The sequence below is a fragment of the Chloroflexota bacterium genome, from assembly GCA_016235055.1.
GTDB lineage: Bacteria > Chloroflexota > Anaerolineae > JACRMK01 > JACRMK01 > JACRMK01.
Window position 1 is genome coordinate 13,186 of sequence record JACRMK010000095.1, and the last position, 12,751, is coordinate 25,936.

Genomic DNA, 12,751 nt, shown 5'->3' on the forward strand with positions numbered 1-12,751 from the left:
TCCGTTGACTGTCTATCCGTTGACCCGGTAGTGAATCAGGCCGTCGCGGTTTTCCGCGTTGACGCGCCCTTGCTCTTCGAGGATGTCGAGGTGACCGATAACTTCCGAGAGGCCGAGGAAGAGCTCGAAGTCCGACAGGCGCGGGAACAGCGCGCGGCTAAGCTGGTAGCCGGTGCGCTCGCCGTCACCGATCAGGTGCAGCAGGTGGTCCATGCGCGCCTCGTGGAAGATCAGCCGTTGGTCGATCAGCCCGCGATGGTCAGTGATGTCTTCGCCGTGGCCGGAGAAGGCGACCGCCACATCCATTTGCGCTACGCGCTGCATCGACTCGACGTACAGCTTCAGCGCTTTATCGCGCGGCTGGCCGTAGTCGCGCGGCGCTTCCATCAGCGGGTTCGATGAGATATGCTTGATCAGGTGGTCGGCGGCGATCATGCGCCTGGAGTCCGGCTGGTAGAACGAGAGATGGCCGCTGGCATGACCGGGCGTGTGCAGCACCTGCCAGTCGGCGTTGTCCATGCGGATCACGTCGCCCTCGTCGAGCCAGTCGGAGACGGGCACGCTGGTGAACATGCCGCCCATGCGCGCGCCGCTGCGCGTCATGCCGGCGCTGATCTCCTCCGGCACGCCCGCCTCGTTGAACACCTGCAGCATGAACAGCCCGCGCCGCATCATCGCCGTGTCGAGTTCGTTGAACCACTCGGCGTTGTACGGATGCGTCCAGACGCGCGCGCCGCTGCGCTCTGCGATGCGCGCGACCAGCCCGAAGTGGTCGGGGTGGGTGTGCGTGATGACGATGCGCTCGATGTCCGCATAGCGGTAGCCGCGCGCGCCGAGTTCACGCTCCAGCAGGTCAAACGCCTCACTCGTGCGCGGCCCGGTGTCGATCAGCGTCAGCGGGTCGCCGTCGGCCAGGTAGACGTTGACGGGGCCGACCGGGAACGGGGTGGGCAGTGTGATTTTATGAAGTGGCATCGTGCGCGGTGTTCTAGGCGGCAGGCTTGCCCTTGACGAGCAGCGTCCAGGCGCCCTTGTGCACGACGTCGCCCTTCTGGTTGATGACGGACAGGTCGAACGTGACCAAGCCGCCGACGTAGCCGCGGATCGGCTTCTTCGACGCGCAGGTGGCCGTGATATGAATCGTGTCGCCGGCGACGACCGGCTTGCGGAACGTCCAGGTCAGTTCGCGGAACGCTTCGACGGTGCCGAGCATGAAGCCGAGTTGCATCGCCAGCCCGGAGGCGATGGACAGGATGAGCAGGCCGTGGGCGATGCGCCCGCCGAACATCGTCAGTTTGGCGTACTCCTCGTCGGTGTGCAGCGGGTTGTAGTCGCCCGACAGCCCGGCGAACAACACGACGTCGGCCTCGGTGATCGTACGGCCCGGCGAGGTGATCTGGAAGCCTTCGGCAATCTCGTCAAAGTAGAGGCCGCGCGGCGGCGTGAACGGGGTAGACATGACTCGCTCTCCTCAAAGTGGCTTTGTGGCGCAACAATTCTAATCGCGGCGCGGCGTTTCGCCTAATGCGCCAGTCGCAAACGAAAACTCCGCCATGATCGCTCATGCGGAGTCCGGTGCATGCGTCGGCGCTGGCTAGATATCGACCGACAGCCTCTCGCTGGCGACCAGTGCGCCGGGGAACCTGGCGCGCGCCTGGCGGCCTATCTCGTCGACCTGCTCGTCCTCGTGCAGCGGATCGTGATGGAACAGGGCCAGTTGGTTGACCCCGGCGGCCTGCGCCACTGCGATCGCCATGTCCGGCGTGCTGTGGCCCCAGCCCTGGCGCGGCGATGGCATGCCGACGTATTCCTCGTGCGTGAACTGCGCATCGTGGATCAGCAAGTCGGCGCCTTTGGCGAAGGCGATCAATCGCGAATCGCCGCCCACGTAACTCTCCGTGTCGCTGGCGTACACGACGCTTTTGTTTCGCCAGGCGATCCGGTACATGAACGTGCCGGTAGTCGGGTGCGCGTAGCTCTTGAGCAGCGTGATCGAAACGGCGTCGGGCGGCATATCCAGCGGGTCGTGATAGATATTGCGCACTTCGGGTGCAGGCTGGCCTGGTAACAGTACCAGCATCTCGGCTTCATCGATATTGCGCACGACTCGGGTGGACTGCAGATCCGTGATCTCGACCGGGAAATTGGGGGCCCGCATCGAACGGGCCAGGGCTTCTTCCAGGTTCTCACGCAGCATACGCGGCCCGAAGACGTACAGCGTGCTGGCGCCCAGGTAGGCGGGCTGGAAGAACGGGAAGCCCTGCGTGTGGTCGTGGTGCGTGTGGCTGAACAGCAGCGTAATGTGCAGCGGCGTCGGGCGGCCGTTGCCGGCCACGGCGGCGCGTTGCAGCAACTGCCGTCCGAGGTTGATAATGCCGGTGCCGGCATCGATGATGATTAGATGCCCGTCCACCAACACTTCGACGCAGGCAGTATTGCCGCCTACGCGCATCATGCGCGGGTTAGGGCAGGGATAACTGCCCCGCACTCCGTGAAACGTGATTCTAAATTCGCCGCTCATAGTTGTTTTCGCCGCTGACAGGCGGCGCGCAAATTATAGCGGAGATTCACAACTGCGCCAATCGCGGTTCAGGCTGCGGGCGCGGCGGCGATGCGGGGCGGCCGCCAGCTAACCGCCGGCCCTAGCAAGCGAACGGGGCTGCCCGCATGTCACCGGCAGCCCCGCGATTGCGCCATGAAGATCGCTAGCGCGTTCGTGCGTTACGCGGCGGTCTTCTCCGCCAGTTCGGCCAGGGACAGCTTCGCCCAGGCAGCGTATTTGTTCATATCCATGCCAAGCTTGGCGGCCACGCCGCGCCCGTAGGCCGGATCGGCCTTGAAGAAGTGCACGAGCTGGCGGGCGATGATGCGCTCCGGCACGCCGTGCATCGCTTCAGCCAGGTTGCCGAAGAGCTGCTCTTTCTGGCTGGTATTCATCAGCCGGAACAGGTCGCCGGGCTGCGTGTAGTCGTCGTTGCCGTCGCGATGATCGTAGCGGTCGGCGTCGCCGGAAATCTTGAGCGGCGGTTCCGCATATTGCTTGTCCTGTACCGGTCCGCCAAAGCTATTCGGCTCGTAATTCGGCGCGCCGCCGGCGTTGCCGTCAAAGCGCATGTGGCCATCGCGGTGATACGTGTTGACTTCCGCGTGCGGATGGTTGACCGGCAAAGCAGCATAGTTTACGCCGATGCGGTAGCGGTGCGCGTCCGCATAGGACATAATGCGCCCCTGGAGCATCTTGTCGGGCGAAAAGCCGATGCCCGGCACGATGTTCGAAGGCTCGAACGCGGCCTGCTCGATCTCGGCGAAGTAGTTCTCGGGATTGCGGTTCAATTCCAGGATGCCGACATCGATCAGCGGGTAGTCGGCGTGCGGCCAGACTTTGGTCAGGTCAAACGCGTTGATGCGGTACGTCTCCGCCTCGGCCTCCGGCATCACCTGCATCTGGAACTTCCACTTCGGGAAGTCATCGCGCGCGATCGCCTCGAACAGGTCGCGCTGCGAGCTCTCGCGGTCCTTGCCGACGATCGCCTCGGCTTCGGCGTTCGTCCAATTCTTGATGCCCTGCATGGTCTTAAAGTGGAGCTTGACCCAGAAGCGCTCGTTCTTCGCGTTGATGAAACTGTAGGTGTGGCTGCTGAAGCCATGCACGAAGCGGAAGCCCTGCGGCAGTCCGCGATCGCTGAACAGGATCGTGACCTGATGCAGGCTTTCGGGCGACAGCGACCAGAAATCCCACATGGCGGTTGCGCTGCGCATATTGGTCTGCGGGTCGCGTTTCTGAGTATGGATGAAGTCGCCGAACTTGTACGGGTCGCGGATGAAGAAGACCGGCGTATTGTTGCCCACCATGTCCCAGTTGCCGTCTTCAGTGTAGAACTTGATCGCGAAGCCGCGCACGTCGCGCTCGGCATCGGCCGCGCCGCGCTCGCCGGCGACCGTGGAGAATCGCATCAGCAAGGGCGTTTGCTTGCCGGTTTTGGCAAACACGCGGGCTTTCGAGTAGCGGGTGATGTCGTTGGTTATCGTGAGGGTGCCAAACGCCCCGGAGCCTTTGGCGTGCACCACGCGCTCGGGCACGCGCTCGCGGTTGAATGTCGCCATCTTCTCCAGCAACTGATAGTCCTGCATCAGCAGCGGCCCGCGCGCGCCGGCGGTCAGCGAGTTCTGGTTGTCGGCGACCGGCTGGCCGTGGGCCGTGGTCAATTGTTTCTTCTCAGTCATGGTTGCCTCCTGGATCATCGGTAGACTGGTAGCACAGGAATCAAGACGCACCTATGTTTTATTCTACGCGCATCGACCAGCAAAGTAAAAGCGCGTCGCAACGCGGCGAGCGCGGGGTTGCGGGATGAAGCACACTCGTGCGGGCGATGGTGCTGCTTCCGGCGGGTGCGCACCCGCTAAAAAACGCCGGGCGGGTTGGCCCGGCGTTTTGAAAGCGAGTGAAGAGGGTCTATTTGCCGAAGCGCTTGGCGACTTCGGACCAGTTGACGACGTTCCACCACGCGTCAAGATAATCGGGCCGGCGGTTCTGGTACTTCAGGTAGTAGGCGTGTTCCCACACATCGACGCCCATGATTGCCGTCTTGCCTTCCATCAGCGGGTTGTCCTGGTTCGGCGTGCTCACGATTGAGAGCTTGCCACCGTCGCTGACCAGCCACGCCCAGCCGGAGCCGAAGCGGCCAACGCCCGCAGCCTTGAACTGCGTCTTGAACGTCGCGAAGTCACTGAAGGCGGCTTTGATCGCGTCGGCCAGCGCGCCCTTCGGCTCGCCGCCTGCGGCTGGGGCCATGATCTGCCAGAACATGCTGTGGTTCCAGTGGCCGCCGCCGTTGTTGCGCACGGCGGTGCGGATGTCTTCCGGCACGGCGTTCAGATTCTTCAGCAGTTCGTCGAGCGACTTATTGTGCTGTTCGGGGTGCTTGTCCAGCGCCGCGTTCAGATTCGTGACGTACGCCTGATGATGCTTGCCGTGGTGGATCTGCATCGTCTGCGTATCGATGGTCGGTTCGAGTGCTGCAAAGTCATAGGGAAGCGCGGGAAGCGTATGAGCCATAGTTGGATTCTCCTTGGTGTTTGCGCGTCCAGGATGGGGACGCACTATTGGTCCGTGTGTACGGTGCGACACTAAGTATAGTCGAGTTCATAAAAATATACCAAAGCGCGAGGCGCAGTGGGTGTATTTCAGATTGGGGGCGAGATTCGGCGCACGACCAGTCAGCCCTCCACATCGTCACTCCCGCGAAAGCGGGAGTCCAGGGGCAACACCTCTGGATGCCCGCTTTCGCGGGCATGACGGCTTGTTGGCCCAATAACCGCTCCAGAAGTGAAATGCACTCGGCGCAGTCGGGGCAAGCGCGGAGGCAATTGCCCTCGTCTGCGCCTGTTTGCACGACCGCTGATACTTATCCCCGCGCTAAGCGCAGGCCGGCGGCGGGAAATTCCCGCCGCCGGCATCTTCTTGCGTGCCACGAAGTGTCGAACGGGATGTTGGCGCGCGCGAACTCAGTAATCGAAGCCGACGGGGTCGTGCTCGCCGAGCAGTTTGCTGATCGTCACCGTCGCGGTGCGCGCGCTCGTATCGATGGTGGGATGCGGGAAGTGCGCCCACAGGCTGGTATCGGGATCGTAGAAGAACACCTTCAAGCGTGATGTGCCGCCGGCCGCGTTCTCGTCGGCGGCGGTATAGTCGAGGACCAGCGTCAACGGCGGGTCGAACGTTGTTACCGGCGCGCCATCGGCCGTCACGGTCAGATGCGCCACCGCGCGAATGACGTTGATGCCGAGCGCTTCTTTGCGCGGCGGCACAGCGCCCGGCGCCTGCGCCGTCACGCGCCGCTTGCGCGGATGCGACGGCATGTGCACGGTCAGGCCGTGCCGGTCAAAGCGGCATGCACGGCTCTCGCCCGCTTCCAGTTCGTGATAGTCCTGCGAACCGTCTTGCTTGGCTGGTTGCTGCTTCATGACTCTCCCCCCGAGCGCTCCGCTTCCGGATACGCCGATAGAATGGCGGATAGCTTGTCAGCTTCCGCGGTGGAACCGAGTTCGACGTACAGTGCACGCGCTTCGTTCAACCGCGCGCGTCCGCGCGCGGCATCGCCCGCCAGCAGGCTCTCGCCATACGCGCGCAGCGCCCGTGCGAGTTCCGGCTTGTTGCCGGCCTGTGCCAGCAGTGACACGGCCGCCTCAAATTCGCTGGCGGCGTCCGCAGCGCGCCCGGAGCGGGCCAGCGTTTCGCCGAGCTTTGCGCGCGCGATGCCCTCTTGCTGCGGAACGCCGACCGTGCGCGCCAGATCGACGGCGCGAATCGCAGCGGCCCGCGCATCCGCCACACGGCCGAGCGCCAGGTGCGCTTCGGCCAGATTGGCGCAGGCGACGGCCAGCATGTAATCGTTGCCAGTCTGTTCGGCCAGGGTCGTGCTGCGCGATAGTTCGGCGATGGCATCCTGCGGCTGCCCCTGGGCGATCCGCAACTCGCCGAGATTATTATACGCCATGACCAGATAATAGGGGTCGCCGACCTGCTCGTAGATCTGGATCGCCTGCTGGTAATACGCAGCGGCGCGCTCGTGCTCGTGGCGCACATGATGCACGACGCCGAGGTTGCCGAGCGCGTTGGCCACGTAGTCCACCCGGCGGGCGCGCCGGAACGCGTCGAGCGCGCGCTGGCCGCTTTCAAGCGCCTCGTCGAGCCGGCCGCGCTGCTGGTAGACCAGCCCCAGATTGCCTTGCGCGCGCGCCGCGAGCAGGCTGTCGCCGGAACGCTCGCCGATGCGGGCGGCCTCCTGCAGGTGCCGGACGGCATCGTCAAACTCGCCGCGCCGCGACAGCACGCGCCCGATGCCGAGCTGCGCCTCGGCCGCCTGCGCGGTGTCGGACAACGATTCGGCCAGCGCCAACTGCCGGTGGTAGGCGGCCAGCGCGTCGGCGAAGCGCCCGCGCGCCTGCCAGCACCAGCCAAGCCGATTGTGCAATACGGCCTGGGTAGCCGGTTCCGCCAGCAGCAGCGCCTCGCTGAACGCTTCAACGGCCTCGTCGTACGCGCCGCGCCGGTACAATGCGGTGCCGCGCAGGGTCGAGAGCGCCGGCCAGATCTCGTCGCCAACCTGCTCGCGCTCCAGCGGCGCGATCTGTTCCAGCAGCGCATCGAGGCGGCCGCTGCGCATCAACTCCGGCGCCACGTGCACCAGCAGGCGGGCGGCGGCCTCATAATCGCGTGCCATGCGGTAGTGATAGGCCGTGGCCAGCGGGGCGCGCCGCGCGCGCAAGTACGCCGCCGCGCGCGCATGCAGCTGCAGCCGCCGCGCCCGGTCGATGCGCGCATAGCTGTAATCGCGCACCAGTGCGTGCAGCGCGATGTCGCCGGTTTCAGGCGATTCCTCTGCCTGGTGCGCTCGTACCAGCCGGTCGATGATGTCATGTAGCGCGCCAATCTCGCGGTCGGCCAGCAGTTCTTCGATGGCGTCGCGCGGCGCCGGCGCATTGAAGACCGCGAGCGCTTCCACCACCAGCTGCTCGTCGGCGGACAACGGCAGGCTCTCGATCAGAAAATCGCGCACATTCTGCTGGCCGGCCAGTCCATCGATGAAACGCGCCAGCGCGGCCGGATCGTCGCAGCGGGCTTGCAGGCCGGGCAGGCAGAGGCGCAGCAGCAGCGGGTTGCCGGCGACCTTGGCATGCAGCGCCTCGAACGCGCCCGCCGGCAGCTGCACACTGTGCGCATCGAGGTAGCGCAGTGCATCGGCGGCGCTGAAACCACTGAACGGGCCATCACTCAACTGCCGGATGGCCGGCGCCAGCTCGCGCGCCATGATAATGAGCTGCGCGGGCGGCGCATCGGGCCGGTTTTCGATGCGCTTGCGCAGCTCACCGAACAGGTGCGCGAACTCTGCCTCCGCGCCGCGCGCCAGGACATGCACGTTGTCGAGGCCAATCGTATAGCAGCCGCGCTGCAGGCAGGCCAGCAGCAACCCCAGCCGGCGAGCGCGGTCGCGCGGCCGCGCGTCGGGCGATTCCTGCATGCGTGCTTCTTCGCGCAGGAATGACCAGAGCTCGGGCTTGCCGTCGCGCGCCAGGTAGGCCGCGACGTCCCAGTAGATCGCCTCGGCGCTGTTCTTGCCAGTCGGGTCGAGGCTGACCCAGAGCACGGCGCGGCCATGCGCCAGTTGCCGGCGGGCGAGCGCGGCGCCGAGCGTGGTCTTGCCGGCCCCGGCCATGCCCTCGAGGACCAGCAGACCGTTCGCATTCAGTCGCGCCTCACCGCGCGCCAGTTCGGATTCGCGGCCGATCAGTTCCGGCACATGCGGCACCGGGTCGAGCGGCCATTCTTCAAATGTGATTTCAGTGGATGGGGCGAGGGTGGCCATGGCCATCACGGCCATCTGCGTGGGCGCTTGCGCGGACGGCATCACCGGCGCCAGCAGCGCGTCGCTGCCCGCTTCTGGCGTGGCGAGCAGCGCCATATACACCTCGCCGGCGGTCTGGAAGCGGTGCTCGGGCTTCTTCGCCAGCAGCTTCTGGACAACCGATTCGAGCGCGGGGGAGATGGCGGGATTGGCCTGCGTCAGGGAAGGAATGGGCGCGGTCCAGTGCTGCATCAGCACCGCGACCACATCGTCGCCGTTATACGGGCGGCGCCCGGTGCACAACTCGAAGAGCATCACGCCGAGCGCGTACAGGTCGGCGCGGCCGTCGACATTCTGGCCCTGCGACTGCTCCGGCGCCATGTACAGTGCGGTGCCTACCACGGCGTCCGCGCCCGTGATGCTGGGCGCGCCGCGCGCCAGCGCCAGGCCGAGGTCCATCAGCTTGACCGACGGGCGGCCGGATACCTGCACCAGCATCACGTTTTCCGGCTTGAGGTCGCGGTGCACGATGCCGCGCGTGTGCGCGTGCTCCAGCGCGTTGCACAACTGGCCGGCGATCTGCATGACCTGCGCCAGCGAAAACGGCCCCGCCTCGCGCAGCGTCTGGCCGTCCAGCAACTCCATGACGATGAACGGCATACCGCCGGACTCGTTGATGTCGAAGACGGAGATGATGTTCGGGTGGTTGAGCTTCGCGGCCGCGCGCGCCTCGCGCCGCAGGCGCGCGTGGTGCTCGTCGTCCAGTCCGGGACGGTTAATGACCTTGACGGCGACCGGGCGGTCGAGCCAGAGGTCGTGGCCGCGATAGACCAGTCCCATGCCGCCATGGCCTAGCTCGGCATCGATGCGGTAGCGGTTGAGCAGTGTGGTGCCGATCACGACGTTGATGCTCCAACGGTAGGGGGCGTTCAATTGAACGCCCGTACAGTGCTAGAACGCCCGTACGGTGGCGCTTACGCGGCGGGCGGGTTCGCGCGCCAGGCGATACCGAACACGTCGACGGCGATGTCGCTCTTGCGCGGCACAAGCGTAAGCTCCACAATGTCGTCCTGTGCAGCGATCCAGCGCTGGCGCGCCGCCAGCAGGTCGCCATCCATCGACTGGCGCAATTCGGCCAGTTGCCGTTCCAGGCCGGCGATCGTGTCGCGCGTCGTATCGAGGTCGGAGGCGGTCTGCTCGGTCATGCGGCGGCGGCGCGAGGCGGTGGACAGCGGCCGGTAGGTGCGGCCCAGGCCGAAGAACGACGCGAACGACTCGATATTGGTCCACAGCTCTTCGTGCTTGCGCGCTTCAAGCTCTTTCTCGTCGGACGAGAGATCGGCCTGCTCTTTTTGCAGGCGCGCCGCCAGCTTGTCGAGCTGCCGCGAGTATTTGTCCTTGATCTTCTGTTCGTCTGTGGCGAGCGCGACGCGCGCCGCGTCGGCGCAGCGCTGGCGGAACTCGCCGCCATTGGCGCCGGGGTCTTCCACGATCTTCAGCGTGCGGTTCTGCCGCACGGTGATGCGCGTCTCGCGGTACAGGTACTGCACGAACGCCTTCTGCGCGGCGGCCAGCTTGCGCGCGTTGGCCAGCCCGCCCGGCAGTTCAGCAAAGCGCGCGCCAGCGGGCGGCGCGGTCTGCAGTTCGGCGCGCGCCACCGGCACGTCGAAGCCGCCGGCCCAGTCGGGCGGCGTACCGTTATCAACCGGCGGCAGCAGCCGGGCGCGGTTCACGCTGTGGCGCGTGCCGGTGCGCCGGTCATCGAACGTGATCGTCGCCATGCCGAGCAGGTAGGGCTTGAACAGCGGCGCTGCGACTGGTCCGGCGAGCGGCGCTTCGACCCCGTCTGCGACTCGCCCCGCGTAGTTTGCGGGGGTGGGCGGTACGGCAAGCTCAGCGCCCGGACGTGCCTTGAGCTTGTCGAAGGGCACCTCCACTGGCATAGCGGGCGGCAGCGGCAGGTAGTACTGCGCGATGTCCGGCGACAATTGCGGGATGGCCGATAGGCCGGGCGGCGACTCGCTCGCCACGGTCGCGCGCGCGGTCTCGTCGCCGCGCATCAATGTGCGGATCTGCGGGCGCGTCAGTGGGCCTTTCAGGTACGACATCGCCCAGCGCGACTGGAACGGCACGGGCGGCGGCTGGTGCACATTGTGATACAGGAAGACGCGCGGCGCGAGCGCTCCGATCAGGTCGTTCAGCCCGTCGCGGTCGAGCGCCGCGCCCGATTCGCCCGCCACTGTCTGCAGGCCGTCGAGCAGGCGCGCCTTGTCGTACTGCGTTTGCAGTTTGCCGATGAACCAGGTGCCGGCGTTGGTCAGCGCCTTGTAGTCGAGGTCGATTGGGTTCTGCGTGACGAGCGTCAGGCCGAGCCCGAAGGCGCGCGCGTTCTTGAGCAGGTAGAGCAGCGGCGTCTTGGTCGGCGGGTTGTGCGGGTAGGGCGGCAGGACGCCGAACATCTCGTCGATGTAGAGCAGGGCGCGCAGGGCCGTCGAGCCGGGCTGCACGCGCATCCAGGCGCGCACCTGCTGCAGCAGCAGCGCAATAAAGAACGCGCGCTCGGCATCGCTCAGGTGCGCAACATAGAAGATGGCGTGGCGCGGCTTGCCGTCCGGCGCGCGCAGGAAGGCGTCCACGTCGAACGGATCGCCGGCCAGCCACGGCGCGAACGATGGCGCGGCGAGGATCGCGTTGAGCGCCATCGCCAGTTCGAAGCGGTCTTTGGCCGGGAAGAACGTATCGAGGTCGAACACGCCGAGCTTGCGCACCGGCGGATCCTGGATGGCGAGGATCAGCGCACCGAGGTCCATGTCCTTGCCGGCGCGCCAGGCGTTCTCGACCAGGTGCGAGAGCAGGATATGCTCGCGGCTGCGCAGCGGGTCGGCTTCGATGCCGATCAGGCCGAGCAACGCCGAGACGATGCCCTGCACCTTGTCACGCAGCGCCTCGGCGTCGTCGTCCGGGTTGCCGGACGGGCGGCGCAGGGCGTCGAGCACGTTGACGGCGCGGCCGGCCTCGCTGCCGGGCGTGTAGATCGTGAACTCGGTCTTCTCGCGCAGACGGCGCATGCGCTCGCCGTCGATGCCCCACTGCGCCAGCCCCTCTTTCCAGCGCGCGGCGGTGCGCTCGGCTTCGGCCACCGCCGACCCTTCCGCATCGCGCTCCATCCACGGCAGGAAGTCATCGGGCCGCAGGCCGGGGAAGTTGAGCAGCAGGTTGGTCAGGTCGCCCTTGGGGTCGATGATCAGCGCGGGCACGCCGTCGAGCGCGGCCTCCTCCAGTAGATTGATGCCGAGTCCGGTCTTGCCGCTGCCGGTCATGCCGATGATGACGGCGTGCGTGGTCAGGTCGCGCGCGGTGTAGTTGAGCGGCTCGTCGAGCAGGCGGCTGGTCGCCGGATCGTACCTCTTTCCGAGGTAGAAGCTGGCGGGCAGGTCGATCGACATGCGAGGATTGTAGCAAACTGTCGGGAGGCGCGCAAAGGCGCGCTGGGCTGATAAAATGACGGGATGACAAGGTGACCGGGTGATGAGATGAAAGGATGACAGGGTGACGGGGTGACAAGATGACGGGGGAGTCGGGGTTCGGAGAAAGCGAAAGACCCGCTATGCGCGAGCCTTTCGCCGAAAGCCGATAGCCGTCGTCGAGCGCCGTTGGTGCGACGCGCCTACATGTAGGGAATAATCTCGTTGACTGTGATTTGCCCCCCGCTCGTCAAGATGGGGCAACCCTTCGCGGCTTCCGTCGCCGCGTCGAGCGAATCCGCTTTGATAATCGTGTAGCCGAACGCCGTCGGCGGACTGTCATTCACCTTGCCATTTGCGGTGATGGTCTTTGCCGCTGGGGTGAACGGATTGCCAGCATCAACCACCTGGCTGCCGAGGTTGCCGTACCACTCCATCCATTTCGCCATGACGGCTTTCTGTTCAGCCTCACCTTCAGGCATGCCGCCGCCACCGTAGAGCAACATGAAGTTCGCCATTGTCAATTCTCCTTTCGAGCAAATAGCATCCGGACAGACCAATGACCCGGCGCGCCGCACCTACATGACGGGGAATATCTCGAAGACGCCGATGCTGCCGCCGGCCTTGAGCTGCGGGCAGCCCTTCGACAGCTCGACCGCCTCGTTCAACGACCCGGCCTTGATCACCGAGTAGCCGGTCACCAGCATGTTAGCGGGGATGTCGGACACGGCGCCGTCGGGACCGATCATCTTGGCCACCGGGGTGAACGGGTTGCCGCCGTCCACGACGCTGCTGCCGAGCTTGCCGAACCACGCCGTCCAGTCAGCCATCACGGCCTTTCCCTCTGCTTCAGATGCCGGCTGGCTGCCGCCCATATAGATCAAAACAAAGTTCGCCATTGTCAATTCTCCTTTCGAGAATGGAACGCCGGGGAGGCGCTCG

The 12,751-nt window shown here is 65.7% G+C and carries 10 protein-coding genes; all 10 read right to left on the reverse strand.

Going from position 1 to position 12,751, the window contains the following annotated elements; translation table 11 throughout:
* Nucleotides 1-12: 12 nt before the first annotated feature.
* Nucleotides 13-975: an MBL fold metallo-hydrolase gene (locus tag HZB53_21745; protein MBI5880283.1), complete on the reverse strand. Its 963-nt coding sequence runs from the start codon at nt 973-975 to the stop codon at nt 13-15.
* Between the two features lie 13 nt (nt 976-988).
* Nucleotides 989-1,459 carry a MaoC family dehydratase N-terminal domain-containing protein gene (locus tag HZB53_21750; protein ID MBI5880284.1) on the reverse strand — a complete coding sequence of 157 codons (471 nt, stop codon included), beginning with the start codon at nt 1,457-1,459 and terminating at the stop codon, nt 989-991.
* Between the two features lie 135 nt (nt 1,460-1,594).
* A complete protein-coding gene (locus tag HZB53_21755) occupies nt 1,595-2,521 on the reverse strand; it encodes an MBL fold metallo-hydrolase (protein MBI5880285.1) in 927 nt (308 codons plus the stop codon).
* Between the two features lie 200 nt (nt 2,522-2,721).
* Nucleotides 2,722-4,224: a catalase gene (locus tag HZB53_21760; GenBank protein ID MBI5880286.1), complete on the reverse strand. Its 1,503-nt coding sequence runs from the start codon at nt 4,222-4,224 to the stop codon at nt 2,722-2,724.
* Nucleotides 4,225-4,453: 229 nt separating this feature from the next.
* Complete coding sequence (locus tag HZB53_21765; GenBank protein MBI5880287.1) at nt 4,454-5,056, reverse strand: superoxide dismutase; 603 nt, start codon at nt 5,054-5,056, stop codon at nt 4,454-4,456.
* A gap of 449 nt (nt 5,057-5,505) precedes the next feature.
* Complete coding sequence (locus HZB53_21770; GenBank protein MBI5880288.1) at nt 5,506-5,964, reverse strand: hypothetical protein; 459 nt, start codon at nt 5,962-5,964, stop codon at nt 5,506-5,508.
* Nucleotides 5,961-9,278: a tetratricopeptide repeat protein gene (locus HZB53_21775; protein MBI5880289.1), complete on the reverse strand. Its 3,318-nt coding sequence runs from the start codon at nt 9,276-9,278 to the stop codon at nt 5,961-5,963. Before HZB53_21775 ends, HZB53_21770 begins: the two co-directional genes overlap by 4 nt.
* Before the next feature lie 41 nt (nt 9,279-9,319).
* Nucleotides 9,320-11,791: a DUF87 domain-containing protein gene (locus HZB53_21780; protein MBI5880290.1), complete on the reverse strand. Its 2,472-nt coding sequence runs from the start codon at nt 11,789-11,791 to the stop codon at nt 9,320-9,322.
* A 221-nt stretch (nt 11,792-12,012) separates the two neighbouring features.
* Complete coding sequence (locus HZB53_21785; GenBank protein ID MBI5880291.1) at nt 12,013-12,327, reverse strand: hypothetical protein; 315 nt, start codon at nt 12,325-12,327, stop codon at nt 12,013-12,015.
* A gap of 60 nt (nt 12,328-12,387) precedes the next feature.
* Nucleotides 12,388-12,708, reverse strand: coding sequence for a hypothetical protein (locus tag HZB53_21790; GenBank protein MBI5880292.1), 321 nt, complete (start codon nt 12,706-12,708; stop codon nt 12,388-12,390).
* Nucleotides 12,709-12,751 lie beyond the last annotated feature (43 nt).

Excerpts from the sequence above, each read along its gene's own strand:
- HZB53_21745 (MBI5880283.1), bottom strand. The coding sequence starts at position 975 with ATGCCACTTCATAAAATCACACTGCCCACCCCGTTCCCGGTCGGCCCC.
- HZB53_21750 (MBI5880284.1), bottom strand. The coding sequence starts at position 1,459 with ATGTCTACCCCGTTCACGCCGCCGCGCGGCCTCTACTTTGACGAGATT.
- HZB53_21755 (MBI5880285.1), bottom strand. The coding sequence starts at position 2,521 with ATGAGCGGCGAATTTAGAATCACGTTTCACGGAGTGCGGGGCAGTTAT.
- HZB53_21760 (MBI5880286.1), bottom strand. The coding sequence starts at position 4,224 with ATGACTGAGAAGAAACAATTGACCACGGCCCACGGCCAGCCGGTCGCC.
- HZB53_21765 (MBI5880287.1), bottom strand. The coding sequence starts at position 5,056 with ATGGCTCATACGCTTCCCGCGCTTCCCTATGACTTTGCAGCACTCGAA.
- HZB53_21770 (MBI5880288.1), bottom strand. The coding sequence starts at position 5,964 with ATGAAGCAGCAACCAGCCAAGCAAGACGGTTCGCAGGACTATCACGAA.
- HZB53_21780 (MBI5880290.1), bottom strand. The coding sequence starts at position 11,791 with ATGTCGATCGACCTGCCCGCCAGCTTCTACCTCGGAAAGAGGTACGAT.
- HZB53_21785 (MBI5880291.1), bottom strand. The coding sequence starts at position 12,327 with ATGGCGAACTTCATGTTGCTCTACGGTGGCGGCGGCATGCCTGAAGGT.
- HZB53_21790 (MBI5880292.1), bottom strand. The coding sequence starts at position 12,708 with ATGGCGAACTTTGTTTTGATCTATATGGGCGGCAGCCAGCCGGCATCT.